This is a genomic window from Bradyrhizobium sp. 21 (assembly GCF_023073335.1).
Lineage (GTDB): Bacteria > Pseudomonadota > Alphaproteobacteria > Rhizobiales > Xanthobacteraceae > Bradyrhizobium.
The window spans coordinates 350,067-375,469 of record NZ_JADPJG010000032.1 but is presented as its reverse complement, the minus strand read 5'-3'; the positions used below and the strand labels follow the sequence as shown (position 1 = coordinate 375,469).

The following is a 25,403-nucleotide window of genomic DNA, read 5'->3' as shown; positions in this document are numbered from 1 at the left end:
TCAGCCCTCATCCTGAGGAGCCCGCCGCAGGCGGGCGTCTCGAAGGATGATGAGATCCGCGCTTGGCCAATCCATGCAGCTCAGCAAAATCGCCGCGCATGAAGGCTTCCTTCTTGGCGCGGCTCCATTTCTTGAGTTTCCTCTCACATTCGATCGCATCGGTGATGCGGTCGAACCACTGCGAGTAGACCAACGTCACAGGCCGGCGAGACTTCGTGTAACCGCCGAATGTGCCGGCGTTGTGCTGCGCGATTCTGATCTCAAGCTCCGTGCGCGTCGTGCCGATGTAGTAGCTGCCATCGGCGCATTTGAGAATGTAGAGGAACGCACCTTCTGTCATCGTGAACGCCTCGTCCTTCGAGACGACCGCTTCCAGCGGTCTCCTCAGGATGAGGCTAACTGGCAGTTGCGGATTGGCGCAAGCATTATGGACATTCGTTGCCGCGTCGATTTGGCAGACAGACGCCTCGCGGCCACACACTCCGCCCTCATCCTGAGGAGCCCGCCGAAGGCGGGCGTCTCGAAGGACGGCCACGACCACCGACACCGAACGAAAACGGCACTGACATCATTGCGATGCCGCCCGCAAATAAGCCACCACCTTCGCCGCCTCCTCCGCCGAGACGCCGCCATAGGGCTGCATCTTGTTGCCTGATACGACCTCGTCGGGCTTGATTATGAAGTGGGTGAGCTTGTCCTGGTCCCAGACGAAGCCGGCTTCTTTCATCGAGGAAGAATAGTTGTAGTTCGGCAGCGAGCCGGCCTTGCGTCCGACGATCTTGCTGAGGTTGGGGCCCAGACGATTGTCGCCCTCCTTCACGGAGTGGCAGGTGCGGCAGGAATTGTTGAAGGCCTGCTGGGCTGTCTCGTCGCTTGCCGGCTGCTGCGCGAGTGAGGCGCGCGCGCAGAGGAGCAGCGTCAATGCGGCCGTGGCGGCGATCATGCGCAGCCATGTGTTTGGCGATATTTGCGGACGTGATCGCATCTGCGCCTCCGACAACCGCTTCTCCAAACGAGACCGCCCGGAGAGCATGTTGCAAACGAAAACGGCCCCGGTCAGTTCCGGGGCCGTTTGCGTCACAATGTCCTGTCGCTTCAGCGCGTCGCGGCTCCGAGGTCCGCGCGGCGCTCCGTCATCGGCAGCACGATCACCTTGGTGCCGACGTTGACGCGGGAATAGAGGTCGGAGACGTCGTCATTGGTCAGGCGGATGCAGCCGGAGGAGACGTGCTTGCCGATCGTGTCGGGCGCGTTGGTGCCGTGGATGCGGTAGATGGTGCCGCCGAGATACATGGCGCGGGCGCCGAGCGGGTTGCCGGGGCCGCCGGCCATCTGGCGCGGCAGATAAGGCTGGCGGGCGATCATTTCCGGCGGCGGGGTCCAATCCGGCCACTCGGCCTTTTTGGTCACCGACTGGGTGCCGGACCAGGTGAAGCCGTCGCGACCGACGCCGATGCCGTAACGAACGGCCTGGCCGCCTCCGAGCACGAGATAGAGGTAGGTGTTGGGCGTATCGATGATAATCGTGCCCGGGGCCTCACGCGTCGCGTAGCTGACGGTCTGACGGCGGAAGCGGGCCGGCGTCTCGATGGCGTCCTGATCCTCGGACGGCGCGGCCTGGTAAGGCGCGGCTTGATAGGGCTGGTATGGCTGCGGTGCAGCGATCGGCGGCAGCGGCTGGAAGAACGGGAAGAGCTGCACGGGCGCGGCCTTGGCCGGGCCGGCGAACGCGATCACAGCCACTGCGCCAAAAGCAACGGCGCGCGAATAATTCTTCAACGTGTCCAGATTGAACATTGGTCGCCCCTGCTTGCTTTGATGTTTCTTGGTCACCCCGGCACCGTTTCGGCGCTCCGTTGCCTAGATCACTAACGGCAATAAGTTTCGGGACGTTTGCGCGGAAAACCGAAAACGGTTTCGTCGCGGCAAGGATTGTTTCATGACAGTTTCGTGGCCGCAGCGATCCGTTAACGAACAAAACAGCGGGCCGACACTTCTATGACGTCACACGCCTGAAATATCCGTGGTTGATGGTCCTAAGCCGAGAATCATCAAACTCTCGGGATTTCCCCATGCGGGTATTAATCGCGACTGACGCCTGGCATCCGCAGGTTAACGGTGTAGTCCGGACGCTGACCTCGCTGGCAAGCGCTGCCAAGACGTTGGACGTCGAGATCGACTTCCTGACGCCGGACGGCTTCCGGTCGTGGCCGCTGCCGACCTATCCGGGGCTGCGCATTGCCCTGCCGAGGAGCAAAGAGATCGCGCGGCGGATCGAGAAGGCTGCGCCGGAAGCCCTGCACATCGCGACCGAGGGACCGATCGGCTGGGCGGCGCGGGCCTATTGCCGCCGCAACCGGCTTGCCTTCACCACCTCCTACACCACGCGCTTTCCGGAATACGTCTCGGTGCGGACCGGCATCCCGGATGCCGTCGGCTATGCCGTGCTGCGCCACTTCCACGAAGCCGCCGCGATGACCATGGTGGCGACGCCCTCGCTGCGGCAGGAGCTGTCCGAGCGCGGCTTCAAGCGGCTCGGCTTCTGGACGCGCGGCGTCAACACCGAACTGTTCCATCCCGACGCGCCCGCCAAGCTCGACCTGCCCGGCCCGATCTTCATGACCATGGGTCGCGTCGCGGTGGAGAAGAATCTCGAAGCATTCCTCTCGCTCGATCTGCCCGGCACCAAGGTCGTCGTCGGCGACGGCCCGCAGAAGGCCGCGCTTGAAAAGAAGTACCCCGATGCCGTCTTCCTGGGCGAGAAGAAGGGCGCCGATCTCACCGCCCATCTCGCCGCCGCCGACGTGTTCGTGTTCCCGAGCCTGACCGACACCTTTGGCGTGGTGCAGCTCGAAGCGCTCGCCTGCGGCACGCCGGTCGCGGCGTTTCCCGTCACGGGTCCGAAGGACGTCATCGCCGATCATCCGATCGGTGCGATCGACCACGATCTGCGTACCGCGTGCCTGCGTGCACTGACCATGTCGCGCGAGACCTGCCGCAACTTCGCATTGGAGCGTTCCTGGGAAAACAGCGCGCGCCAGTTCGTCGGCAACCTCACGTCACTTCAGCCCAGCCGTGCCTTGCGCGCCTCGCCGGTCATGGCGCGGCGGCCGGTGCGCGGTTGACCCCAAATTTTTGAACCATAGCGAGAACCTCATCGATGGCTAAGATCATGAACCTTGACGGCACCCAGCAACTCGACCTCACCCGTGGCACGGTCGAGCAGGCCTATGACCGCTGGGCGCCCGTCTACGACCTCGTGTTCGGAGGCGTGTTCGCCAAGGGCCGGCAGGCCGCGATCGCCGCCACCAACAAGATCGGCGGTCGGGTGCTCGAGGTCGGCGTCGGCACCGGCATTTCGCTGCCGCTCTACGCGCCGCACCTGCGCATCTTCGGCACCGACATCTCGGAGGCGATGCTCGACAAGGCGCGCCAGCGCGTCAGCGAAGGTAATTTGAAGAACGTCGAGGGTCTCGCGGTGATGGACGCCGAGAAGCTCGAATTTCCCGACAATTCCTTCGACGTCGTGATGGCGCAATATGTCGTCACGGCGGTGCCGAACCCGGAAATCGCGCTGGACGAATTCGCCCGCGTGCTGCGCCCGGGCGGCGAATTGATCATCCTCACCCGCGTCAGCGCGGATGCCGGCGTGCGCCGCTTCATCGAGCAGAAGCTCCAGCCGGTGGTGCGCCCGCTCGGCTTCCGCACCGCCGAGTTCGCCTGGTCACGTTATGCCAAGTGGCTGGCCGGTGCCAACGGCATCGAGCTCGCCGAGCGCCGCCTGATCCCGCCGCTCGGCCATTTCTCGCTGGTGCGCTTCCGCAAGATCGACGTCGCCAAAGCGGCTTGATCTCTCACCCACGCGTCGCGTGCGTCATCGCGCCGCTGCACATTGTCACATGACAAAATGATGATGTCACACGGCGTACACCGAATCCCTGTAAATCCTGAACCCGAAAGCATTTTGGGGGAGAGCATGATCAAGAACTATCTCGAGCAGCTGCGGATCCAGCGCTGGGACGACCATCGCTACTATCACCACAGCCGCATCAATCAGAGCCTGCACTTCGTCAGCGCGCTGAGCTTCCTCTTCGCCTATGTCTGGCTGTTCATCGATCCGATGCTCTCGGCGCTGGTCGGCTGGCTGGTCTCGATGACCTCGCGCCAAGCCGGTCACTTCTTCTTCGAGCCGCATGATTTCGACCACATCAACCAGGCGACCCACGAGTACAAGGAAGACATCAAGGTCGGCTACAACCTTCAGCGCAAGGTGGTGCTGATGACGATCTGGGCGCTGTCGCCGCTGGTGCTGTTCGTCGATCCGACGCTGTTCGGTGTGTTCACGCCCTGGGCGAGCGCGACCGATTTCATGCGGCAGGTCGCCAAGATCTGGCTCGTGATTGGCGGCGGCGGTCTTCTGTTCCGCACCGTGCACCTGTTCTTCATCCGCGACGTCGAGACCGGCCTCGTCTGGATGACCAAGATCCTGACCGACCCCTTCCACGACCTGATGCTTTACCGCACCGCGCCCCTGGCGCTGATGCGCGGCGAGCTGATGGATCCCGGCCTGCACCTCAACCCCGAGCACACGCTGGGCCTCATCGGCGAGTCCGCGCTCGAAGAGCAGCACGCCTGAGCGCGCTGCGTACACAAGACACTCCGATGTCTGATGGTTGCCTCATGCCCGGCCTCGTGCCGGGCATCCACGTCTTGGGGATATTTTCAAAGTGACTCAGCGGAGCCGTGCGCTCTCTTCACCTCGCCCCGCTTGCGGGGAGAGGTCGACGCGCGTAGCGCGGCGGGTGAGGGGGACTCTCCGCGGGGGCGCTGCCAGCGGAGTGTCCACCAACCCTCACCGCACTCGCGGAGAGTCCCCCTCACCCCAACCCTCTCAGCGCGAGCGTAGCTCGTCGCGGCCCCGCAAGCGGGGCGAGGGAGAGGATGGCGCGCTGTTCAGGGAGAGTGAAAAAGCCTCAGCGTCCAAAACGCTTGGCCAGCATCTCTTTCAAAATCTGCCGCTTGATGGTCTTGTTGGTGAGCACGCCGTCGTGCCACCAGAAGCCGTCGGCCTTCATCTTTTCGGCCGCGCGGACGAAGCGGTCGGCGACTTCGGTGAAGTCGGCGTCGGTGTAGTTGAGACTGAAGATCAGCCGGCCGGTGCCGACCCAGCTCAGCGACAGGCCTTCGGCGCGCAGATAGTATTGCAGCATCCAATTGTAGCGGGACGGCGTGGTGTATTTCACCGTCCAGATCGACGACAAGTTGGCGAACTGCACCGGCAGCTTGGCGTCGGTCATCATCTGGTTGAGGTTTTGCGCGCGGCCGTTCCAGGTCGCTTCCAGCCCGTCATAGATGGCGCGGAAGTTCGGGCTGGCGAGCCGGCTCAAGAACTCGTCCATCGCCGTCATGACGTAAGGGTGCGAGTTGAAGGTGCCGCGGGCGAAGCAGATGTCGGCGGGTCGGTCGTCACGGAAGCGGCGCATCAGCTCGCGTTTGCCGCAGACCACGCCGACCGGCAGGCCGCCGGCGAGGCTCTTGCCGTAGGTCACCATGTCGGCCTTGACGCCGAAATATTCCTGGGCGCCGCCGGCGGCGAGACGGAAGCCGACGAACACCTCGTCGAAGATCAGCACGATGCCGCGCTCGGTGCAAACCTCGCGCAGCTTCTTCAGCCATTCGGTGTAGGCCGCGCGATCGAAATTGCCGCCGCGGGAGGAATCCACCAGCGAGGAATCGCCGGGCGCGTTGCCATTCGGATGCAGCCCCTGCAGCGGATTGACCAGCACGCAGGCAATGTCCTTGCGCGTGCGCAGGACATGCAATGTCTTCTCCGACATTTCGGCGAGGGTATAGGTCTCGTGCGCGGCGATGGGGTTGCCGACGCCGGGCTGCACGTCGCCCCACCAGCCGTGATAGGCGCCGGCGAAACGAACCAGATGCGTGCGCCTGGTGTGGTAGCGCGCGAGCCGCACCGCCTGCATCACGGCTTCGGTGCCGGACATGTGGAACGAGATTTCGTCGAGGCCGGAGATCTGGCACAGACGCTGCACGTTCTCGAGGATGACGGGATGGTAGGGGCCGAGCACCGGTCCGAGCGCGTGCGCCCGCTTCTCGGAGCCCTCGATGCACTCCTTGTAGAAATCGTTGCCGAAGATGTTGACGCCGTAGGACCCCGTGAGGTCGTAGGAGGTGTTGCCGTCGACATCCGTGACGGTGACGCCGCTCGAGGATTCCATGAAGGTCGAGGTGCCCAGATGCTCGCGGACGAGGCGCGAGAACTGGAACGGCACGCGGTAGGTCTCGGTGAAGTGCAGGTCGGAGATCGTCTCCGCCGCTTCCTTCGTCATCGCGCGGCCCTTGGGGTAGCGATCGGCGTAGATTCGCGCGAGGCGGAAGAAGGCCTCCTTGCGCTGCGCCACGATGTTCGCCGGCGCGCCGTCGCAACCAAAGTACTGATCACCCTCGAACTCGTAGAACGGGAGCAGCTTTGCCACCCGGCGCGACATCTTGGAGTGCCCGGCGAGCGAGCGGTGCTTGGCGCGGGACAGTTCGAGCCGCGCCTTGAGCTTCGGGAAGGCGGCGGCAGCGGACGCTGCGGCGGCCACGGACAAAGAAAGAATCGGGAGTGTCGTTTCCATGACAACAAGCGCTAATACTGTGAGCTGACAGATTCATGACAGTCAAAGCCCTCATCGCCTCTTTCACCCAGCAGGAAGACCTCAACTTCCTGTTGACCAATCGTATCCCCCGCGCGGCCCTGACCCGTTTCATGGGCTGGTTCTCCAAGATCGAGAATCCGCTTGTTCGGGACGCCTCGATCGCGCTGTGGAAGCTGTTTTCCGACCTCGATCTGTCGGAGGCGCAAAAGACCCATTTCAGGAGTCTGCACGACTGCTTCACCCGGGAGCTCAAGCCGGGCCTGCGGCCCTTTGATCCGGACCCCTCCATTGTCGCCAGCCCGTCCGACGGCATCGTCGGCGCCCATGGCCGGATCGCCGACACCGAGCTGTTCCAGGTCAAGGGCGCGCCCTATTCGCTGCTCGACCTGCTCGGTGATTCCGCGCTGGTCGACCAGCACCGCAACGGCTCCTTCGTCACGCTGCGACTGACCTCGAGCATGTATCATCGCTTCCATGCGCCCTTCGACGCGCATATCGAGCGGGTCACGCTGATCCATGGCGACGTCTGGAATGTCAATCCGATCGCGCTGAAGCGCGTCGAGCGCCTGTTTTGCAAGAACGAGCGCGCGGTGATCCGAACGCATTTGTCGACCGGCGAGGCCGTGACGCTGGTGCCGGTGGCCGCGATCCTGGTCGCGAGCATCCGCCTGCATTTCCTCGACATGGTGCTGAACGCGCAGACACGCGGCCCGGTCAATTTTCCCTGCGACGTCAACGTGACAAAGGGCGAGGAACTCGGCTGGTTCGAGCACGGCTCGACCATCATCATCCTGGCGCCCGGCGATTTCGCGTTCTGCGACGGCATCGCCGAAGGCACCCGTATCCGCGCAGGTCAAGCGCTGCTGCGAAAAAACTAGCTTCAATCTGCCGTGCCGGCCGCCTATATCGTCCGCGGGGACAAAGCGACGACACGGATTTGATGATGGCGCGGGCGCCGGTGATGGCGGCGGGTGGTATTGTGCTGCGGCGTGGGGCGCCGCCGCTGATCGCAATCGTGCGCCAGCGCAAGCGCAACGAGTGGGTTCTGCCCAAGGGCAAGCTCGACGACGGCGAGACGCCGAAGGAAGCCGCGCATCGCGAGGTGCTGGAAGAGACCGGCCACGAGGTCGCCATCCACGAGTTTCTGGGCACGCTCGTCTATCAGTCGGGTGGGCGCTCAAAAGTCGTGCATTTCTGGCGCATGGAGGTCAATGGCGGTCCCGTCCGCAAGCTGATGAACGACATCAAGGCGGTCGACTGGGTAACGCTGGACGAGGCGCTCGCGCGGCTGTCGCGCGAATATGAGCGCACGTTCCTGACGCAGGTCGGCCCGATCGCGCTTGCGGCGGCAGGGCTGGTGCCTGTGCCAGCTCCCATGCCGACACCAGTTTCCGAGCCGTCGTCGCCATCGGCGACCGACGACATCGATGCCGCCTTGCAGAGGCTGACGCCGGCCGAAGCGGCCTCGGTTGAAGAGTTGCATCATGGTCTGTTGCAGAAGGTGAAGGCCTGGCTGCGCGGCGAGGCGTGAGTTCTTCTCTTCAGTTCTCCTCGCTTGCGGGGAGAGTCGGATTGTATCGCAGAAGAACGGGGCGAGGGAGAGCGCCGACATTGCGGCGCGCCCCATGTTCTAACGCCGCACTTTCTTCTCTCTCGGAGCGGGCGCCGGTTTGCGCGGGGCCGCGGGGCGCTGCGTGCCGGGGAGACGCTGCTGGAATCCGCTCGGGCGCTGCACGCCTGGCTGCTGAGCCGCGGGCGGCTGACCCGGCTGACCCGGCTGCATGCCGGTGCGCGGCGGTTGCTGCTGCGGATTGGCTCCGCCCGGCTGCGACGGCACGGCTCCTCCCGGCAGCGTTTGAATCTGTCCACCACGTTGCGGCTGGGTTGTTTGCGGTGTGCCGCCCGGCTGTGCGCCTTGTCCTGTGCGCGGTGCACCCGCCGGACGTCCCGCGCCTTGCTGCTGCTGGCCTTGACCCGCGCGCGGTGTCCCCGGCTGCACCGCGCCGCCTTGTCCTTGTTGTCCTTGTCCTTGCCGCTGCGGTGGCTTGGCGCCTTGCTGTGTTCCCTGGCGGCCGGGCGCACCCGGCTGCTGCTGACCCGGACGGTTGTTCTGACCGGGCTGGCTGTTCGGCCGCTGCGGCTGTTGGCCCGGCGCCGTCGGCCGCAATTGCTGCTGTTGCGGCTGGAACGGCCGCGGGATGCGCGGGCTCGCGGTCGGATTGGCGCGGCGGAAGTCGCGTTGCTCGGTGACGATCTGCCGACCCGTGGTCTGCGCCAGATGCACCTGGCTGACGAAGCCACGGTCGCGCGCGATCTGCTGCGGTGGAATCGTGATCGGCACGGCTGCGAAGCGCATACCGCCGGCGCCGCCTGCACCGGGTCGAATCGCAAAGCCGCTCGCGCCTTGCGTCAGCGCGCCGAGCCGCGTGCCGCTGGTGCGGTCGTTGACGTCGATGTGCCCGACACGACCGTCGGCGTCGGGATAGAGCTTGATGTTGACGTTGTTCGCACTGCTCGCCGTTGCGCCTTCCGGCACGTTGACGACGCCGGTGGTGCCGCGGATGCCGAGCGTTGCCGTCGGCGTCGTGATCTTCATGTCGCCGGTCTTCGCCACCGCTGCCGCGACGAAGGCAACCGTGCCCTTGCCGATGTCGAAGACCCCTGCGTTCTGCTTGCCGCCGTCCTCATAGACGTAATTGTCGATGGTGATTTTTGCGCCGGCGGAGAGGTTGAACGTGGTCGCGTCGTTGAAGGTGATGCCGAGCGCTGAGTTCGACGAGGTTTGCACGACGTCGTTGAGATAGATGTCATCGCGCACTTTGAGCGGATAGGAATTCTTGTCGCGGATCACCGTTGCGATTCCGGTCACGGTGGCGACGTTGCCGATCGGCTCGACGGCGGCGGGTTGCTCGTCTGTTGCCGGTGTCGGTGAAGCTGATGGCGTCGGGGAAGGCTCGGGCGCCGGCTGCGCTTGTGGCTGCGTCTGCGCAAGCTCGATTGCATCGGATGCGAATGCCGCGCTCGTGCCGGCCAGCGGCAATACCAGCAGGGCAAGCGCGAAGACGAAGCGGCGCCAGGCTACCATTGATGTCACGAGAGGGTCCCGGTGAGAACGCGAGGCGAGATCGGCCGATATCAGCCCGATAAGGCTGAACGGCGGATGAACATTTGTCGCACGGGAGGGGCGAACGATCAAACGCCACGTCCCGTGTCAGGGACGTGGCGCCATCATAAGAACAAGAATGCTTGACAGCTGCGGCGAGGGACCGGTGTCAGCTCACGCGCTTCCAGGTCTGGCCGCCGCAGAACATGCCGCCGAAGGCGCAGCCCTGCACGCGCATCGCATTCGGGCCCTTCATGGCGATCGTCGAGTCGTAATTGCGGCCAGAGTCGGGATCGTGGATGCGGCCGCTCCACTTCGCGCCGTCAGGCTTCATGTTGATCAGGATGCGCTCGTTGGACTTCATGGCATAGCCGCAAAGATTGGTGCCGCACTGTTCGACGCGAACATTGCCCTTGTTCTCTTCGGTCGCCCACACGCCGATCGGCGTGTTGGCAGCCAGCACGGGCGCGGCGGCAACGGGAGCCGGAGCCGGAGCAACCGCGACCGGCGCGGGGGCGGCCACGGGAGCCGCGACGGGCGCCGTCTGCGTCGCGTTGTCGTAGCTGGCGGCCGGAGCAGCGGCAATCGTCGTTGGCGTCGCGGCCGGGGCAGCAACCGCAGGCGCGGTCGCCTGCACCGGGGCCTGCTGCACGGGCTGCTGCAGAACCGGCGCCGGCGCGGGCTGCGCGGTCGTGGCCGGAGCCGGCGTGGTGTCGACGTCATCGTCCTTGGAGCCGCCAAGGCCCTTGAGGTTGATGTTGTTCAGCTTGATCGGCTTGTCCGACAGGCCCGGCGCGACGATGGTCACGCAGTTGAGCGAGGCGCAGTTGCGCGGCGTCTCGATGCGAATGTGCTGGCCTTCGATCTGGAACGAAATCGTATTGCCGGCATGCGCGGCGGCGGTCGAAGCGAGGAAGAGCGCGGTGGCGGCGATGGTGAGCTTGTTCATGACAACCTCCGAAAATGTGCGGTCCCGATATGGACTGAAGTCGCTGGTGGATGAAGCGTGGTTCGACCCTACGCCTGATAGGTCGGGCGTTCTGTGATAGACGTCACAACGGCCAGACTCCGCTGGGTGAGGCAGCGCACATTCAGCCGCGATCCATCTGCGTAACGTCGTCGTGACACAGAGGGAGGCGCCGATGACGCGGCTTGTGACTTCGCTTGGCACATTGATCGCGCTGATGGCGGTTGCGCCCGCAGCCGAGGCCAGTTCCTACGCGTTCTCGATCGGCGGTCACCGGTTTCAGGTCGAAGCGCCGCGCAATTGCCGATCGGCTTCCTGTGTTTCGGTTTCCTCCCATCGCAGCTTTCGGCCGGACGCCGATACAACACGGGCGCCGCCGCCGGCGGTCGCGCCGACGCAGCCGGTCTATCCCGCGGCACCAGTCAGGCCGGCGCAAGCAATGGTGGTCGCGCCTCCACCGGCGCCGACGGCTCCTGTCCTTGCTTCAACGATATCGCAGCCCGTTGTCCTTCCGCAGGCGCCAACACTCAAGGTGCCAACGCTTCCAACGCCAACACTTGCAGCGCCAAGCCCCAATCCGCCACGGGTTGAGCTGTCGCGCGTCGATCCGCCGAAGACGACCATGCTCGATCCGCCGCGCCTGGAGGCACCCGTCAAGCAGGCCGTGACGAGCCCGCAGCGCAGCGATGACGAGCCCGCCTATTTGCCGCTCGGCGAATGGGAGAGCGCAGGCGCCAAGGGCACGGTCCGCATCGAACGCTGCGGCCCTGCGCTGTGCGGTTTCGCGCTTACTGAAGCATCGACCAGGGGCGAGAGCGTGCTCGTCAACATGAAGCCGAAAACGCACGACGTCTGGACCGGCAACATCTACAGCCGCTCCAGCGGCAGCACCTATTACGCGACGATGACCCTGAAGAGCTCCGGCAAGCTGCATGTCGAAGCCTGCGCGCTCGGCCACTTCTGGTGTTCCGGCAACGACTGGACGCGAGCCGAAGAGCGGCCGGGGAATCTGATCACGACGTCGCGGCAGTGGAGTGCGCGGTCGTAGCTTTCGCGCCACAAGCGCGCCATCCTCCCTCACAAGTGGAGCAGGGAAGCAGCGTTCGCTACCGCCGACTGAAGCCTCTAGATCATGCCGAGCACGATGGCGCCGACGAAGGCCATGGCGAGGTACGCGGTGATAACGCTCAGTCTCCCGGCGAACGTCATGAGGTCGCTCCCGCTGGTCGCGCCACTCCGCGCGCGACCAGCATGGTTAACAGAGAGTCTCTGATTGAAAAAGTCAGTCTTGCTGTCGCTCATGCCCGCCAGCGTTCGCCCGTGCGGGCCGGCATGGTTAAAGAAGACTGAAATCAACACGTTGAAGAGTCTTTAAGTAAATTCACCGAACGTGCGTGAATGACGCGCGGAGTTCGTTTGTATCTCGTCGGCTCCATCGTCCTTGTTTCGTTAGCGGGTTGCGGACGCGGCGTCTTCCAGGCCGAACGTGAACCGTGGCGGGCCGAGGCCGAAGCCGCATGCCTGAAATCAGGCGCGGTGAAAGAGGGGCCGGATCTCGTCCGCATTGACCCGATCTCCGGGCCGGGCATGTGCGGCGCCGAGTTTCCGCTCAAGGTCGCCGCTCTCGGCGAAGGCTCGAGCAGTTACGGCTTTGCCGACGAGGAATTGCGTCCGCCAGGGAGCGTCGGCAACCAGCCGCGCTGGCCGGTGACGCAGCCGCGCTCGAATTACCCGCAGAGCCAGAACACTCCGGCATCCTCCTATCCGCAACGGTCGAACTATCCCGAGAGCGCGGTGCGCCAGCCCTCCGGCTATGGCACGTCGTCCGGACCCATGTCGCTGAATGCACCCGGCGTGGCGCCGCAGGAAGACGAGATCGACCTGCCGCCCGAGGGCATCGATGCCGCGGGCGCGTCGCGCTACATGAATGCGCCGAGCTATCCGGCGCGGCCTGCGCCATACTCACAGGCGCCCGCGCAGCAACCGCTGCCACGCCTTGGCCCGGCACAAGGCGATCCCGTCACCGCCGTGGGCCCTGTTGCGATCAAGCCGGTGGCGACGCTGGCCTGTCCGATCGTCTCCGAGCTCGACCGTTGGCTTGCCGACACCGTGCAGCCCTCGGCGATGCGCTGGTTCGGCACCCGCGTCGCGGAGATCAAGCAGATCTCCGCCTATTCCTGCCGCGGCATGAACGGCAATTCGCATGCCCATATTTCCGAGCACGCCTTCGGCAACGCACTCGACATCGCCGCCTTCGTGCTTGCCGACGGCCGCCGCATCACCGTGAAGGACGGCTGGCGTGGCATGCCGGAAGAGCAGGGATTTTTGCGCGACGTGCAGTCGGGCGCGTGCGCGCATTTCACCACGGTGCTGGCGCCGGGCTCGAACGTCTATCATTACGATCATATCCACGTCGATCTGATGCGCCGCGCCAGCCGCCGCCTGATCTGCCAGCCCGCCGCCGTCTCCGGCGAAGAGGTCGCCGGGCGCGCGCAGCGGCGCAATCCCTATGCCAGCGCGCGCGATCCCTCGGTGACCGGCTCGCTTGGTGCGCACAAAAGCGCCGCGCACAAGCGCGAAGAAGACGAGTACGCGGACGATTAAAAATGTCTGCTGACATCGTCCGCTATCTCACCCATCCGCAGGTGCAGATCGACCCCGCGGTGCCGGTGCCGCAATGGGGCCTCAGTCCGGTCGGTCGAGCGCGTACCGCAGCGCTGGCGCATGCGAGCTGGCTCGCCAGCACCACGCAGATCGTCTCCAGCGGCGAGCGTAAGGCGATCGAGACCGCCGAGATCATCGCAAGCTGGCTCGGTCTCATGATCGAGATCCGCGCGGCCATGCATGAGAACGACCGCTCGGCGACCGGCTTCCTGAAGCCGGCCGAGTTCGAGCAGGTCGCCGACCGGTTTTTCGCGGAGCCGCATCTCAGCGTGCGCGGCTGGGAGCGCGCCGTGGACGCGCAGGCGCGCATCGTGCGTGAGGCCGAAGAGGTGCTGGGACGGAAGCGTCCGGGGGACGTTCTCTTTGTCGGCCACGGCGCCGTCGGCACGCTGCTGTTTTGCCACCATGCCGGGCATCCCATCGATCGCGTCCACGATCAGCCGGCGGGTGGCGGCCATTGTTTTGCGTTCGCAAGGGACGGGCGGCAGATCGTGCATGGCTGGCGCAGAATGGAAGAGATCTGAACGCTACTTCGCCCGGTACGCCGCCAGAAACATCCGCGTCGCGCTCTCGACCACTTCGGTCATGCGCTCTTCCGACGGCGCGGGCGCTGCCTGGAAGACGAACGGCAGGAAGAGCGAGGCCTTGCACAGCTCCATGAACTGCGACGCCGCAAGGTCGCAATCGTCGATCTCGAGATCGCCGGAGGCGGCGTGGATCTTGAGATACTCGGACAGCCGGTTGATGGTCTTGTCCAGCACGCGCAGATAATAGCGGCGGCCGACATCGGGCATGCGCTCGGCGATCGCCATCACGGTGCGGATCGCCGATCCGCCGCCGGGCCGGCACAGCAGATGGATGTAGGCCCGGCCGAAATCCTTCAGTGTGGTCTCGGCATCGCGCCCGGGATCGAAATTGAACACGACCTGACCGTGCTGGAGCGCCTCCTGCTCGAGGATGGCTTCGAACAGCGCGCTCTTGTCGGCGAAGTAGACGTAGAGCGTGCCTTTGGAGACTGCGGCGGCGCGCGCGATCTCGCCCATGCTGGCGCCGTCAAAACCGAGATCCATGAACACCTTGCGGGCTCCGTCCAGGATCTGGCGGCGCTTGGAGCTGTCCTCCTCTTGGAGGACGTGGAGATGTTCGCGGTCCGCTACAACCATTGGTTCAGGGTCTCGGCAGGTTTCTGGATCGGTCCCGGGCCATGAAACCGAAATAAAGGATTCGGGCCAGTAGGGTCCGCTCGGGAATATTATCTATATTGACCGAACCGTTCGGTCAATGATATTTGGGATGAGCGAGAGGAACCGGCCGCCCCGCGGCCGTGATCGCATTTTTTTTGGGGAGGCCTTTATGGCCGTATCGAGAGACCAGACTGCGCGCGTGCTCCGCCCGGATACGGTGGGAACGCCGGCGCCCGCGGGCGGTGACGCCGCCACCGAGACATCCGTCGTTCTTGCCGAGCAGTTGCGCTCCCATGTGGCCGAGGAAACCAAGCGCCGGCCCAGCGACGCGCCGGAGAAGCCCGTGACCGACAAGTCGGCCGCACCTGCGCCAGACGCGACCGCCGCCGCCGGCGCGCCGAAATCCGGCAAGCGCAAATTCGTGATGATGGGAATAGGCCTGGTGCTGGCGCTCGCGGCCGCGAGCTATGCCGGCTATTACACGCTGGTCGGCCGCTTCTATGTCTCCACCGACGACGCCTATGTCCGCGCCAACAACACCATGCTGGGCGCGCGCGTTGCCGGTCACATCTCCTCGATCCTCGCCGGCGACAACACGCTGGTGCGCGCCGGCGATATCGTCCTGCGCATCGACGACGGCGACTACAAGATCGCGGTCGACGCCGCCGCGACCCGGATTGCGACCCAGCAGGCCACCATCGATCGCATCGGCCGCCAGATCGCGGCGCTCGACAGCCAGGTCGCACAGGCGAAGGCGCAACTCGTCTCCGCCGAAGCCGGCCTCAAGCGCGCCGACCTCGATTATGAGCGCCAGCAGGCGCTGAGCAACAAGGGTTTTGCCTCGCGCGCCACCTTCGAGAGCTCGGAAGCCGGACGCGACCAGGGCGCCGCCGCGGTCAAGGCCGCGCAGGCCGCTTACGACGTCGCGGTCAGCAACGTCGACGTCGCCAAGGCGCAGCAGGCCGAGGCGCAGGCGCAGCTCGCCGAGCTCAAGACCACCCTCGCCAAGGCCGAGCGCGATCTCAGCTTCACCGCGGTGCGCGCGCCGGTCGACGGCACGTTCTCCAACCGCCTCGTCAGCGCCGGGGACTTCGTCGCGGTCGGCCAGCGGCTCGGCAACGTCGTGCCGCTCGACAACGTCTATATCGACGCCAATTTCAAGGAAACCCAGCTCAAGCGCATCCGCCCCGGCCAGCCGGTGACGATCAAGGTCGACGCCTACGGCATGCGCAAGTTCTCGGGAATCGTCGACAGCATCGCGGCGGGGGCCGGCTCGGTGTTCACGCTGCTGCCGCCTGACAACGCCACCGGCAACTTCACCAAGATCGTGCAGCGCGTGCCGGTCCGCATTCGCGTGCCGAAGTCGGTCGCCAAGCAGAATTTGCTCCGCGCCGGCATGTCGGTCTATGCGACCGTCGACACCAACAAGGGCGCCGCCGACGCCGACAGCGAGATCGATCTCGACGATCCCACCGCGATCCATCCGCAGTAGGATTTGCTGACATGAGCCGCGCCGCTGCTTCTAATGCAGGTGCGCTCCCTCTCCCGCTTGCGGGAGAGGGCTGGGGAGAGGGTCTCTCCGCCAGGCAGACTCCCCGAGAGGAAAGAACCCTCACCCGCCGCGCTCGAGGAGCGCGTCGACCTCTCCCGCAGGCGGGAGAGGTAAGACGAGCCTGCCGCACGAGCGAGAGCTGAAATCATGGCCAACGCCACCACTGCTTCCCCCGCCATGATGGCGAACCAGGCTTCGGAGCGCATCGCGCCGAAGCGGCTGTTCGCCTTCATCATCATGGTGTTCGGGATGTTCATGTCGATCCTGGACATCCAGATCGTCTCGGCGTCCCTGAGCGAGATCCAGGCTGGCCTGTCGGCAAGCTCCAGCGAAGTCTCCTGGGTGCAGACCGCCTACCTGATCGCCGAGGTGATCGCGATCCCGCTATCAGGGTTTTTGTCGCGCGCCCTCGGCACGCGGCTGCTGTTCGCGATCTCGGCCGCCGGCTTCACGGTCTCGAGCCTGCTTTGCGGCTTCGCCACCACCATCGAGGAGATGATCCTCTGGCGCGTGCTCCAGGGCTTTCTCGGCGCCGGCATGATCCCGACGGTGTTCGCTTCGGCCTATACGGTCTTCCCGCGCTCGAAATTCCACATCGTCGGTCCCATCATCGGGCTTGTTGCGACCTTGGCTCCAACGATCGGCCCGACCGTCGGCGGCTACATCACCGACCTGATGTCGTGGAACTGGCTGTTCTTCATCAACGTCGTGCCGGGCATCGCCATCACGCTCGGGGTGATCGCGCTGGTCGATTTCGACGAGCCGCATTTCGAATTGCTCGACCGCTTCGACTGGTGGGGCCTGCTGTTCATGGCCGGCTTCCTCGGCACGCTGGAATATGTGCTGGAGGAAGGTCCGCAATATGAATGGATGCAGGACACCTCGGTGGCGATCTGTGCCGCCGTCGGCGCGATCTCGGCAATCGCCTTCTTCTGGCGCGTCTTCACGGCGGCCGAGCCGATCGTCAATTTGCGCACCTTCTCTAACCGCAATTTCGCCGTCGGCTGCACGCTGCAATTCTGTATCGGCATCGGCCTCTACGGCCTGACCTATATCTATCCGCGCTACCTCGCCGAGGTGCGCGGCTACAGCGCGCTGATGATCGGCGACACCCTGTTCGTCTCCGGCATCACCATGTTCCTGGTCGCGCCGCTGGTCGGCCGGCTCATGGTGAAGTTCGACATGCGCTACATGATCGCGTTCGGCCTGATCGTGTTCGCGATCGGCTCCTACCAGATGACCTGGATCACGCGCGATTACGATTTCTACGAGCTGCTGGTGCCGCAGATCCTGCGCGGCATCGGCATGATGTTCGCGATGGTGCCGACCAACAACATCGCGCTCGGCACGCTGGCGCCCGACCGGGTGAAGAACGCCTCGGGCCTGTTCAACCTGATGCGCAATCTCGGCGGCGCGGTCGGGCTCGCCGTCATCAACACCGTGCTCAACGACCGCACCGATCTGCACATCACCCGCCTGCAGGAGCGCGTGACCTGGGGCAATGCCACCGCGACCGAAACCCTGACCATGTTCATGCAGAAATTCCAGGGGCTCGGCGATTCCACGCTGATGGCGATGAAGCAGCTCTCTCAGCTCGTGCACCGCCAGGCGGTGGTCATGAGCTTCGGCGATGCCTTCTTCATGCTGACATTGTTTTATCTCGGCCTCAGCCTGCTGGTCACGCTCCTGAAAAAGCCGGCCTCGATGACCGGCGGCGGCGACGCGCACTAATTTGCAACACTCGCGCGTGATCTCGCGCGAGCCCAGTTGCAAATTGCGAACGGCGCATCTATAAAACGCAACTCGTCACTCGAACCGGGGAGGATTTGTATGATTTCGTCACATTCGCAGATCGCACGCCCGGGCTCGATGTTCATGCTCGGCGCCTGTTCGGCCCTTTAGGGCCATTTTCGCCGGCTTCGATTGGGTCTGAAATCCCGATCACACCGCTTCCCAAGTCAAACTCATACCTAAGCGACGCGTTCTGGCCTCGTTGGCCGACATGCGTCCATCGATGGAGCCGGCGCGCCAAAGCGCCCGGATAACGTCATGACCGCTCTGTCAAAAAAGCCCGCCGCCATACGCGTGGTGCTGCCCTTCGTGTTCCGGCACTGGCTGAAGCAGCCGGGGCGTACGCTCGTTGTCGTCGGCAGCCTGCTGGGCGCGACCGCCGCCGACCTGTTCATGCCGGTGTTCTCGGGACATTTGATCGATGCGCTGACGCGCGGGCCGTCGGATTTCGATGCGCGTCACGCGGCGCTGGTCGCGTTCGGCGCCATCGTGGCGCTCGGCGCCGCCTCGATGGCGCTGCGGCTTGCAGGGCTCCAGGCGATCGTGCCGTTCACGCTGAAGATCATGTCCGAGGTCGCGCAAGACGCCTTCATGCGCGTGCAACGCTTCTCGACCGATTGGCACGCCAACTCGTTCGCCGGCTCGACCGTGCGCAAGATCACGCGCGGCATGTGGGCGCTCGACCTCCTGAACGACACCATCCTGTTGGCACTGCTACCCTCGCTGGTCGTGCTGATCGGGTCGATGATCCTGCTCGGCGTGCACTGGGGTTCGCTCGGCGGGGTGATCGCGCTCGGTGCGGCTACCTATGTCACGATGACGGTGCTGTTCTCGACGCGCTACATCGCGCCGGCCGCGCGCATCTCCAATGCCTGGGACACCAAGGTCGGGGGCACGCTGGCGGATGCGCTGACCTGCAACGCCGTGGTGAAATCCTTCGGCGCCGAAGCGCGCGAGGATGCGCGGCTCGCGCGCGTGGTCAATCGCTGGCGCGTGCGGGTACGGCGGACCTGGTTTCGCTACAACACCACCGCCGTGGCGCAGCTCTCGCTGCTGCTATGTCTGCGGGGGTCCGTGATCGGCGGCGCGGTGCTGCTGTGGATGTACGGGCACGCCTCGCCCGGTGACGTCACCTACGTACTGACGAGCTACTACGTCATCCACGCCTATTTGCGCGACGTCGGCATGCACATCAACAACCTGCAACGTTCGGTGAACGACATGGAGGAGCTGGTGGCGATCCATGACGAGCCGATCGGGATTGCGGATGCGACGGACGCGCGGCCGATCGCGATCGAGGGCGGCGAGCTCGTGTTCGACGACGTCACGTTCCATTATGGCGGCCATCGCGAGCCGCTGTACGACGGGCTGTCGGTGACGATCCGCGCCGGCGAACGGGTCGGCCTGGTCGGCCGCTCCGGCTCCGGCAAGACCACTTTCGTCAAGCTGGTGCAGCGGCTCTACGACGTCTCCGGCGGTCGCGTGCTGATCGACGGGCAGGACATCGCCCACGCCACGCAGCAATCGCTGCGCAGCCAGATCGCGATCGTGCAGCAGGACCCGATCCTATTCCACCGCTCGCTCGCCGAGAACATCGCCTATGGCCGGCCCGGGGCCAGCCTGGAAGCGATCGAGCAGGCGGCGCGGCTGGCGAATGCGCACGACTTCATCCTGCGCCTGCCCAAGGGTTACGGCACGCTGGTCGGCGAGCGCGGTGTGAAACTGTCGGGCGGCGAGCGGCAGCGCGTCGCGCTGGCGCGCGCGTTCCTGGCGGACGCGCCGGTGCTGATCCTGGACGAGGCGACGTCGAGCCTCGATTCGGAATCGGAGGCGCTGATCCAGCAGGCGATGGAGCGGCTGATGAAAGGCCGGACCTCGATCGTGATCGCCCACCGGCTGTCGACGGTGCGCAGCCTCGATCGCATCCTGGTGTTCGACCGCGGCGAGATCGTCGAGCAGGGCACGCATGCCAAGCTCGCGGGCAAGCTAGGGGGCATCTATCGCGGCCTGTTCGAGCGCCAGGTGGTGGAGCTCGGGCGTATCGCAGCAGCGGAATGAGTGGCGCGGCCGGCGGACAAAGATCCGGAAAGCCGCGTCGTCAAGGATGGAACGAGATGAAAGACCTGACCGACGGCTCTATCGCGAAGCACATCCTGGCCATGGCCCCGCCGATCATGGTCGGCATGATCACGATCATGCTTTGCCAGCTGGTCGATCTGTATTTCGTCTCGGGCCTGGGCGATGCCGCCGTCGCGGGCGTGGCGGCGGCCGGCAATGCCGGCTTTCTCGTCAACGCGCTGATGCAGGTGCTCGGCGTCGGCACGGTCGCGCTGATCGCACATGCCGTGGGACGCAGGGATCGGCCGGATGCCAATTTGATCTTCAACCAGGCGATCGCGCTGTCGGTAGTGTTCGGCCTGTTGACCCTGGTCATGGGTGCGACGCTGTCGCGCCTCTACATGCGCTCGATCGCCGCGGACCAGGCCACGATCGAGGCCGGTACTACTTATCTGTTGTGGTTCATGCCGGCGCTGGCGCTGGAATTCGCCATGCAAGTGCTGGCTTCCGCGCTGCGGGCAACCGGTATTGTGCGGCCCGCCATGTATGTGCGGGCGCTCGCCGTCGCCATCAACATCGCGCTGGCGCCGGTGCTGATCTCGGGCTGGGGCACCGGCTACGCGCTCGGCGTTGCCGGGGCGGGGTTGGCGAGCTCGATCGCGGTGGCCATCGGCGTCTTGATGCTGCTGGCGCATTTCCGCAAGGTCGAGCGCTATGTCGCCTTCAATCCGGCGCAGTGGCGTCCGCGCGCGCACCATCTGAAGCGCATCCTCAATGTCGGTCTGCCTGCCGGCGGCGAGTTCGCGATGATGTTCATCTTCATGGCGGTGGTCTATTTCGTGCTGAGCGATTTCGGCGCGGCGGCGCAGGCGGGTTTCGGGATCGGTCAGCGCGTCCTGGGCCTGATCCAGATGCCGGCGCTCGCGATTGCGCTCGCCGCCGGGCCTATCGCCGGCCAGAACATGGGGGCCGGAAAGGGAGAGCGCGTGCGCGAAACCTTCGTCAAGGCGGCGCTGATCACCAGTGTCGTGGCGATCGGCTTCATGGGCCTTGCGCAGTTGAAGCCGGAGCTCTTGCTCGCCGGATTCTCGAACGACCGGGAGACCATGGAGATCGCCTTCCTGTTTCTGCGGATCATCTCGTTCAACATGGTGGCGCAGGGCTTGATCTTCACCTGCTCGAGCATGTTCCAGGGCCTCGGCAATACCAAGCCGGTGCTGTGGAGCTCGGCAACGCGCGTCTTCACCTATTCGCTGCCGGCGGTCTGGCTGTCGACGCGGCCGGGCTTCCGGATCGAGCACATCTGGTACCTGTCGATCGCGGCGACCACGCTGCAGGCCGCCCTGAGCCTGTGGCTGCTACGCCGCGAATTCGGCAAGCGCCTGGTGGTTGTTCGGCACAAGGAGGCCGAGCAACAGGCTGCGCCTGAGCTCGCGGCCCCTCCCGCACGCGCCCCCGCGTAGCGCTATCTTGTTCTCTCCCCACGGCTCCGGCTATTTTCTGCGCCGTGGGGATGGCGGCGGCAAGGGGCCAAATGACCGAGGTGTTGAACGAGCAGCGGCCTGATTCCTGGCTCTCGGCGATCTGGGCGGCACGCTATCGCACGCCGGCCCGCTTCGTCGCGCTGATCGCGCTGCTCCTGCCGTGGACCACGACCGGGCTCACCTTTGCGCTTATTCCCTGGCTGATCGCATTCGCGTTCGTCGACCTCCACGCGTTTCCGCGTTCGCTGCTGCGGCCGATCTGCCTGCTGCCGATCGCGCTGGTGGTTCTCGCGGTTGTCGGCACGTTCTGGTCGGATGCGCCATGGCCGGAACGACTCCACGCGATCGGGCCGGCGGCAAAGCTGCTGGTGATCCCGCTTCTGATCTACCAGTTCGAGCGCTGGCCCTATGGCAATTGGGTGTTTTCCGCGTTCCTGGTGTCCTGCACGGCGCTGATGCTCTATTCCTTCGCCGTTGCCATCGACCCCGCACTGTCGCTGAAACTCTATCTGTCGCGCGGGCCCTACAAGGTCGAAAGCGGGATCGCGGTACGCAACTATATCGACCAGAGCCAGGAGTTCGCGCTCTGTGCGATCGCGTTGGTCTACCCGATCGTGGCGCTGCTGCGGCAAGGCCGCTTCCGCTTCGCGGCGCTGTTGATGGCGCTCGCGGTCGGATTCCTCGCCAACATGATGTTCGTCGTAGTCTCGCGCACGGCGCTGGTGACGCTGCCGATCCTGATCGTGGTGTTCGCGCTGCTGCATCTGCGCTGGCGTGCGGCGCTGCTCGCTGCCGGCGCGATGGGACTGTTGGCCGTGCTGCTGTGGACGGTCTCGCCGCATTTGCGCGCGACGGTCGCCAAGTTCAGCGGAGACTATGAGGTCGGTGTCGTCGGCAACGACGTCAGCGGCATGGGCTCCCGGCTGGAGTACTGGCGCAAATCGCTGGCGTTCACAGCGGATGCGCCGCTGCTCGGTCACGGCACCGGCGCGATCCGCGGCCTGTTCGCGCGCGCCGCTGCCGGCGAGAGCGGGGTTCGGGCGGAAGTCGTCGGTGATCCCCACAACCAGACCCTCAATGTCGCCGTGCAGTGGGGGGTGCTGGGCGTCATGGTCCTCTACGCGCTCTGGTTTGCGCATCTCGCGCTGTTTCGCGGCGAGGGGCTGGCCTGCTGGATCGGCCTCCTGGTCGTGGTGCAGAACATGCTGTCCTCGCTGCTCAACTCGCACCTGTTCGATTTCGCCGAGGGCTGGATCTACGTGCTCGGCGTCGGAATTGCCGGCGGCATGGCGCTCGCCGCGAAGAAACAACGAGGCTAGCTATGGTGCGGCAAGGCTGTTCCAGACGAGGGTGAGGCCCGACAGGAACAGGAGGCCCAGCACCACATCGCCAAAATGCTTGTCGTTCAGCGCGTGATAGACGCGCGCGCCGGCCCATGCTCCGATCAGAGTGCCAGGAAAGGCGACCAGCGCGAGCCAGACCACCTTGAACGCGACGAGGCCCGAGGCCGTCTGCAACACCAACGCGGTGGCGAGCACGGTGAAATTGAAGAGCTGGAAGATGCCGCGCCGCTCGTGCTTGTTCCAGCCGCGGATGTTGGCCCACAGGATCGGCAGCGGCCCCGACAATCCGGCGAGGCCGCCCAGAATGCCGCCGGCAAATCCGATCGCGCCGTCGGCAATGCGGCCGCCAAACTTGATGGCGAGCGGCTTCTTGTTGAGATACAGCGCGCTCGAGAACATCAGCAGCAGCACGCCGACGCTCAGCTTGAACACTTTTGGATCGGCGGAGGCGACCAGCAGGGTGCCCAGCGGCACGCCGATCAGTCCGCCAATCAGGAACGGCCAGACCAGCGAGAGATCAAAACTCTTCCACATCGACGGCAGTGTCGAGGTCTGCGCGATCACCGAGCAGATCAGCACCAGGGGCACTGCGAGCGAAGGCGGCAGCACGTAGAGCCAGATGCCGAGCGCCATCAGCGCCGTGCCGAACCCGGCAAGGCCCGAGACGAAGCCTCCGGCCAATGCGCCGAGCAGCAGCAGTGCGTAGGTGAGCGTTTCCAACGGATCGTCCTTGGCACAATGGGCGATCTCGAACTGTTGATCGCCGCTGCCCGCATAGCACGGCTTCGGCGGCGGAGGTCAATTTGAAAACCGCACGCAAGCGTGATCTCCAGAAGCGGGCGTTCGGGAAAGACAGGCCTAGATGATGATCGTACTTCGAGCCTGGGGGTCCGCCCGGCGCCATCATGCGCTCCATTGGCCTCCCCGAATGAGATGATGGAGAAGGACGATGACCCGCACGATGATTGCCGTTGCTGCCGCGCTATTGTCGGCGGCGGCCTTGATGCCGACAATGGCGCAGGCGCAGTTTTCGGAGCCTGCGGCCTATCAGGCTGCCCATCCCGACCGCGACGTGCTCAACGGCGGCCAGCTCACGCCCGCCGCGCGCGGGGCTCTCGGCCAGCCGAGCGATGCCTACGCATCGCAGACTTATCCTTCGGCTGTTGCGCCGGTCGTGCGCTCGCGGCATCGCCGTCAGCACCAATAAGTTCTTGCTAGACGATCTGCCTGGTGTCAGCGGGCCTGTGCAGCGCGCCGACCAGGATGCGCAGCGCTTCCGTCAATTCCGCCCTGTTGCGCGCCGCGCCAAGCGAGACGCGTGCCGCATGCGGCGGGGTCCCGTCGACGGTGAAGGCATCGCCGGCGACGACTGCCAGTCCATTCCGCAGGAGATGCGCCGCGACGTCGGAGCGGCCCTCGGGCAGCCGCAGCCACAGATGATGAGCGGCGGGCTTGGCCTGGAACTCAAAGCCTTTGAGCGCCCGTTGCGCGAGCTGCTGGCGGCCGACCGCCTCGCTCCTGATAGCGCTGATGATGCGATCGGCGACGCCGGTCTCGATCCAATGCGTCACCAGCGCGACCATCAGCGGCGCCGGCATCTGCACGGTCGCCTGCAGGCAGGTTCGCATGTCTCGCTGCGCGCTGCTGTCGGGCGTCACCAGATAGGCAACCCGTAGCGCCGGCGCGATGCACTTCGACAGCGTGGTCGCGAGATAAGTCCGCTCCGGAATGAGGTTGGCGATCGGCGACGCCGCGCGATCGAGCAGCCCGTAAGCGTCGTCCTCGATCAGAATCGTATCGGCATCGCTGATGATCTTCGCGATGGCGCTGCGGCGCTCGGGGGAAAGCGTCGCGGTGGTCGGATTGTGCAGCGTCGGAATCAGATAGACCGCTTTCGGCCTACGCGTGCGGCAAGCCTTCGCCAGCGCGTCGGGCAGGATGCCGCCGTCGTCCATGGCGATGCCGACGAGCTTGACGCCGAGCCGCGCGGCGGCGGCCTTGATGCCGGGGAAGGTGAGGGCTTCCGTGAGCACGATGTCGCCGGGCCGGGCGAGGTGGGCGAGCAGATTGAAGAGTATCGTCTGGGCGCCGGGAAAGATCACGAGCCGGTCGGCATGCGCGTGCGGCACGCGGGCGCGCATCCAGCGCGCTGCGACCTCGCGCTCATGCGCGCTGCCGCCCGGCGGCTGATAGTTGAGATGGGCCGTCAGGCCCGATTGTGCGCGGATGGCCTCGAGCCCTGCGATGATGCGCTCGTCGAGTTGCGCTTCGAGCGGATGCGGCGGCACGTTCATCGAGAGGTCGATGGCAACGGGATGCGGCAGGTCGACCGCGCGGCGCGCGCTGGTCTCCGACACGAACGAACCCTGTCCGACCCGGGCTTCCATGATGCCGCGGCGCCGCGCCTCGGTATAGGCACGCGTCACCGTGGTGAGATCGATGCCGAGCGCTTTTGCGAGGGCGCGCTGGGTCGGCAATTGTTGGCCGCGCACCAGCCGGCCGGCGGCGATATCGGCCTCCATGGCATCGACGATGCGCTGGTAGCGCGGCCCTGATAGCTCCGAGATTGTAGGGGTCCAGTCCATGCAATTAACGCCC

Annotated in this window: 24 protein-coding genes; 14 read left to right on the top strand and 10 right to left on the bottom strand. The window is 65.2% G+C overall.

Translation table 11 applies throughout. From position 1 onward, the window contains the following. Positions 1-7: 7 nt before the first annotated feature. The 3 genes from IVB31_RS27005 to IVB31_RS26995 form a co-directional block, all read right to left on the bottom strand. A complete protein-coding gene (locus IVB31_RS27005) occupies positions 8-340 on the bottom strand; it encodes a GIY-YIG nuclease family protein (protein WP_247330591.1) in 333 nt (110 codons plus the stop codon). 228 nt (positions 341-568) lie between these two features. Further along, complete coding sequence (locus IVB31_RS27000) at positions 569-985, bottom strand: c-type cytochrome (RefSeq protein ID WP_247329986.1); 417 nt, start codon at positions 983-985, stop codon at positions 569-571. Between the two features lie 110 nt (positions 986-1,095). Continuing rightward, positions 1,096-1,797, bottom strand: a complete 702-nt coding sequence (locus tag IVB31_RS26995; RefSeq protein ID WP_247329983.1) for a L,D-transpeptidase — start codon at positions 1,795-1,797, stop codon at positions 1,096-1,098. A 275-nt stretch (positions 1,798-2,072) separates the two neighbouring features. Between IVB31_RS26995 and IVB31_RS26990 the strand changes: the two genes are divergently transcribed. The 3 genes from IVB31_RS26990 (at position 2,073) to IVB31_RS26980 (ending at position 4,636) form a co-directional block, all read left to right on the top strand. Beyond that, the gene (locus IVB31_RS26990) at positions 2,073-3,125 is read left to right on the top strand and encodes a glycosyltransferase family 1 protein (RefSeq protein WP_247329981.1); all 1,053 of its coding nucleotides are present in this window, start codon (positions 2,073-2,075) and stop codon (positions 3,123-3,125) included. A 35-nt stretch (positions 3,126-3,160) separates the two neighbouring features. Continuing rightward, positions 3,161-3,850, top strand: a complete 690-nt coding sequence (locus tag IVB31_RS26985; RefSeq protein ID WP_247329978.1) for a methyltransferase domain-containing protein — start codon at positions 3,161-3,163, stop codon at positions 3,848-3,850. Between the two features lie 126 nt (positions 3,851-3,976). Beyond that, positions 3,977-4,636, top strand: a complete 660-nt coding sequence (locus IVB31_RS26980) for a hypothetical protein (protein ID WP_247329975.1) — start codon at positions 3,977-3,979, stop codon at positions 4,634-4,636. 337 nt (positions 4,637-4,973) lie between these two features. On the opposite strand, the gene IVB31_RS26975 is transcribed toward IVB31_RS26980, so the two are convergent. Then, positions 4,974-6,638 carry an aminotransferase class III-fold pyridoxal phosphate-dependent enzyme gene (locus tag IVB31_RS26975; RefSeq protein WP_247329972.1) on the bottom strand — a complete coding sequence of 555 codons (1,665 nt, stop codon included), beginning with the start codon at positions 6,636-6,638 and terminating at the stop codon, positions 4,974-4,976. A 35-nt stretch (positions 6,639-6,673) separates the two neighbouring features. Here IVB31_RS26975 and asd point away from each other — a divergent pair, with 35 nt between their 5' ends. Both asd and IVB31_RS26965 read left to right on the top strand, forming a co-directional pair. Then, entirely contained in the window at positions 6,674-7,537 is an 864-nt protein-coding gene (asd, locus tag IVB31_RS26970) for an archaetidylserine decarboxylase (protein WP_247329969.1), read from the top strand. 65 nt (positions 7,538-7,602) lie between these two features. Next, positions 7,603-8,190, top strand: a complete 588-nt coding sequence (locus IVB31_RS26965; protein WP_247330588.1) for an NUDIX hydrolase — start codon at positions 7,603-7,605, stop codon at positions 8,188-8,190. 99 nt (positions 8,191-8,289) lie between these two features. Here the strand turns inward: IVB31_RS26965 and IVB31_RS26960 are convergent, their stop codons facing one another. Together IVB31_RS26960 and IVB31_RS26955 are read right to left on the bottom strand one after the other, a co-directional pair. After that, positions 8,290-9,744 (bottom strand): FecR domain-containing protein, encoded by a 1,455-nt coding sequence (locus tag IVB31_RS26960; RefSeq protein WP_247330586.1) that lies wholly within the window; start codon positions 9,742-9,744, stop codon positions 8,290-8,292. 187 nt (positions 9,745-9,931) lie between these two features. Then, positions 9,932-10,711 (bottom strand): DUF2147 domain-containing protein, encoded by a 780-nt coding sequence (locus tag IVB31_RS26955; RefSeq protein ID WP_247329965.1) that lies wholly within the window; start codon positions 10,709-10,711, stop codon positions 9,932-9,934. A 193-nt stretch (positions 10,712-10,904) separates the two neighbouring features. Here IVB31_RS26955 and IVB31_RS26950 point away from each other — a divergent pair, with 193 nt between their 5' ends. Further along, positions 10,905-11,777, top strand: a complete 873-nt coding sequence (locus IVB31_RS26950; RefSeq protein WP_247329963.1) for a DUF2147 domain-containing protein — start codon at positions 10,905-10,907, stop codon at positions 11,775-11,777. A 77-nt stretch (positions 11,778-11,854) separates the two neighbouring features. Here IVB31_RS26950 and IVB31_RS26945 read toward each other — a convergent pair whose 3' ends face one another. Beyond that, a complete protein-coding gene (locus IVB31_RS26945; RefSeq protein WP_247329961.1) occupies positions 11,855-12,088 on the bottom strand; it encodes a hypothetical protein in 234 nt (77 codons plus the stop codon). 39 nt (positions 12,089-12,127) lie between these two features. Here IVB31_RS26945 and IVB31_RS26940 point away from each other — a divergent pair, with 39 nt between their 5' ends. Further along, the gene (locus IVB31_RS26940; protein WP_247329959.1) at positions 12,128-13,333 is read left to right on the top strand and encodes an extensin family protein; all 1,206 of its coding nucleotides are present in this window, start codon (positions 12,128-12,130) and stop codon (positions 13,331-13,333) included. Positions 13,334-13,335: 2 nt separating this feature from the next. Then, positions 13,336-13,917, top strand: a complete 582-nt coding sequence (locus IVB31_RS26935; protein WP_247329957.1) for a histidine phosphatase family protein — start codon at positions 13,336-13,338, stop codon at positions 13,915-13,917. 3 nt (positions 13,918-13,920) lie between these two features. On the opposite strand, the gene IVB31_RS26930 is transcribed toward IVB31_RS26935, so the two are convergent. Then, complete coding sequence (locus IVB31_RS26930) at positions 13,921-14,556, bottom strand: TetR/AcrR family transcriptional regulator (RefSeq protein WP_247329955.1); 636 nt, start codon at positions 14,554-14,556, stop codon at positions 13,921-13,923. 190 nt (positions 14,557-14,746) lie between these two features. Between IVB31_RS26930 and IVB31_RS26925 the strand changes: the two genes are divergently transcribed. The 5 genes from IVB31_RS26925 (at position 14,747) to IVB31_RS26905 (ending at position 22,781) form a co-directional block, all read left to right on the top strand. Continuing rightward, a complete protein-coding gene (locus IVB31_RS26925; RefSeq protein ID WP_247329953.1) occupies positions 14,747-16,069 on the top strand; it encodes an HlyD family secretion protein in 1,323 nt (440 codons plus the stop codon). Between the two features lie 207 nt (positions 16,070-16,276). Further along, positions 16,277-17,860, top strand: a complete 1,584-nt coding sequence (locus IVB31_RS26920) for a DHA2 family efflux MFS transporter permease subunit (RefSeq protein ID WP_247329951.1) — start codon at positions 16,277-16,279, stop codon at positions 17,858-17,860. A gap of 318 nt (positions 17,861-18,178) precedes the next feature. Beyond that, positions 18,179-19,978, top strand: coding sequence for an ABC transporter ATP-binding protein (locus IVB31_RS26915; protein WP_247329949.1), 1,800 nt, complete (start codon positions 18,179-18,181; stop codon positions 19,976-19,978). A gap of 56 nt (positions 19,979-20,034) precedes the next feature. Then, positions 20,035-21,441 (top strand): MATE family efflux transporter, encoded by a 1,407-nt coding sequence (locus IVB31_RS26910; RefSeq protein ID WP_247329946.1) that lies wholly within the window; start codon positions 20,035-20,037, stop codon positions 21,439-21,441. 71 nt (positions 21,442-21,512) lie between these two features. Continuing rightward, positions 21,513-22,781 (top strand): O-antigen ligase family protein, encoded by a 1,269-nt coding sequence (locus IVB31_RS26905; RefSeq protein WP_247329943.1) that lies wholly within the window; start codon positions 21,513-21,515, stop codon positions 22,779-22,781. On the opposite strand, the gene IVB31_RS26900 is transcribed toward IVB31_RS26905, so the two are convergent. Then, positions 22,782-23,525, bottom strand: a complete 744-nt coding sequence (locus IVB31_RS26900; protein WP_247329940.1) for a sulfite exporter TauE/SafE family protein — start codon at positions 23,523-23,525, stop codon at positions 22,782-22,784. Positions 23,526-23,754: 229 nt separating this feature from the next. On the opposite strand from IVB31_RS26900, the gene IVB31_RS26895 reads away from it, so the two are divergent. Further along, on the top strand, positions 23,755-24,012 hold the full coding sequence (locus IVB31_RS26895; RefSeq protein WP_247329937.1) for a hypothetical protein: 258 nt from the start codon (positions 23,755-23,757) through the stop codon (positions 24,010-24,012). 7 nt (positions 24,013-24,019) lie between these two features. Here IVB31_RS26895 and IVB31_RS26890 read toward each other — a convergent pair whose 3' ends face one another. Further along, positions 24,020-25,390 carry a PLP-dependent aminotransferase family protein gene (locus IVB31_RS26890; protein WP_247329933.1) on the bottom strand — a complete coding sequence of 457 codons (1,371 nt, stop codon included), beginning with the start codon at positions 25,388-25,390 and terminating at the stop codon, positions 24,020-24,022. Positions 25,391-25,403 lie beyond the last annotated feature (13 nt).

Bases quoted from the DNA above. Each gene is read 5' to 3' on its own strand.
- IVB31_RS27005 (WP_247330591.1), bottom strand. From the start codon at position 340: ATGACAGAAGGTGCGTTCCTCTACATTCTCAAATGCGCCGATGGCAGC.
- IVB31_RS27000 (WP_247329986.1), bottom strand. From the start codon at position 985: ATGCGATCACGTCCGCAAATATCGCCAAACACATGGCTGCGCATGATC.
- IVB31_RS26995 (WP_247329983.1), bottom strand. From the start codon at position 1,797: ATGTTCAATCTGGACACGTTGAAGAATTATTCGCGCGCCGTTGCTTTT.
- IVB31_RS26990 (WP_247329981.1), top strand. From the start codon at position 2,073: ATGCGGGTATTAATCGCGACTGACGCCTGGCATCCGCAGGTTAACGGT.
- IVB31_RS26985 (WP_247329978.1), top strand. From the start codon at position 3,161: ATGGCTAAGATCATGAACCTTGACGGCACCCAGCAACTCGACCTCACC.
- IVB31_RS26980 (WP_247329975.1), top strand. From the start codon at position 3,977: ATGATCAAGAACTATCTCGAGCAGCTGCGGATCCAGCGCTGGGACGAC.
- IVB31_RS26975 (WP_247329972.1), bottom strand. From the start codon at position 6,638: ATGGAAACGACACTCCCGATTCTTTCTTTGTCCGTGGCCGCCGCAGCG.
- asd (WP_247329969.1), top strand. From the start codon at position 6,674: ATGACAGTCAAAGCCCTCATCGCCTCTTTCACCCAGCAGGAAGACCTC.
- IVB31_RS26965 (WP_247330588.1), top strand. From the start codon at position 7,603: ATGGCGCGGGCGCCGGTGATGGCGGCGGGTGGTATTGTGCTGCGGCGT.
- IVB31_RS26960 (WP_247330586.1), bottom strand. From the start codon at position 9,744: ATGGTAGCCTGGCGCCGCTTCGTCTTCGCGCTTGCCCTGCTGGTATTG.
- IVB31_RS26955 (WP_247329965.1), bottom strand. From the start codon at position 10,711: ATGAACAAGCTCACCATCGCCGCCACCGCGCTCTTCCTCGCTTCGACC.
- IVB31_RS26950 (WP_247329963.1), top strand. From the start codon at position 10,905: ATGACGCGGCTTGTGACTTCGCTTGGCACATTGATCGCGCTGATGGCG.
- IVB31_RS26940 (WP_247329959.1), top strand. From the start codon at position 12,128: ATGACGCGCGGAGTTCGTTTGTATCTCGTCGGCTCCATCGTCCTTGTT.
- IVB31_RS26935 (WP_247329957.1), top strand. From the start codon at position 13,336: ATGTCTGCTGACATCGTCCGCTATCTCACCCATCCGCAGGTGCAGATC.
- IVB31_RS26930 (WP_247329955.1), bottom strand. From the start codon at position 14,556: ATGGTTGTAGCGGACCGCGAACATCTCCACGTCCTCCAAGAGGAGGAC.
- IVB31_RS26925 (WP_247329953.1), top strand. From the start codon at position 14,747: ATGGCCGTATCGAGAGACCAGACTGCGCGCGTGCTCCGCCCGGATACG.
- IVB31_RS26920 (WP_247329951.1), top strand. From the start codon at position 16,277: ATGGCCAACGCCACCACTGCTTCCCCCGCCATGATGGCGAACCAGGCT.
- IVB31_RS26915 (WP_247329949.1), top strand. From the start codon at position 18,179: ATGACCGCTCTGTCAAAAAAGCCCGCCGCCATACGCGTGGTGCTGCCC.
- IVB31_RS26910 (WP_247329946.1), top strand. From the start codon at position 20,035: ATGAAAGACCTGACCGACGGCTCTATCGCGAAGCACATCCTGGCCATG.
- IVB31_RS26905 (WP_247329943.1), top strand. From the start codon at position 21,513: ATGACCGAGGTGTTGAACGAGCAGCGGCCTGATTCCTGGCTCTCGGCG.
- IVB31_RS26895 (WP_247329937.1), top strand. From the start codon at position 23,755: ATGACCCGCACGATGATTGCCGTTGCTGCCGCGCTATTGTCGGCGGCG.
- IVB31_RS26890 (WP_247329933.1), bottom strand. From the start codon at position 25,390: ATGGACTGGACCCCTACAATCTCGGAGCTATCAGGGCCGCGCTACCAG.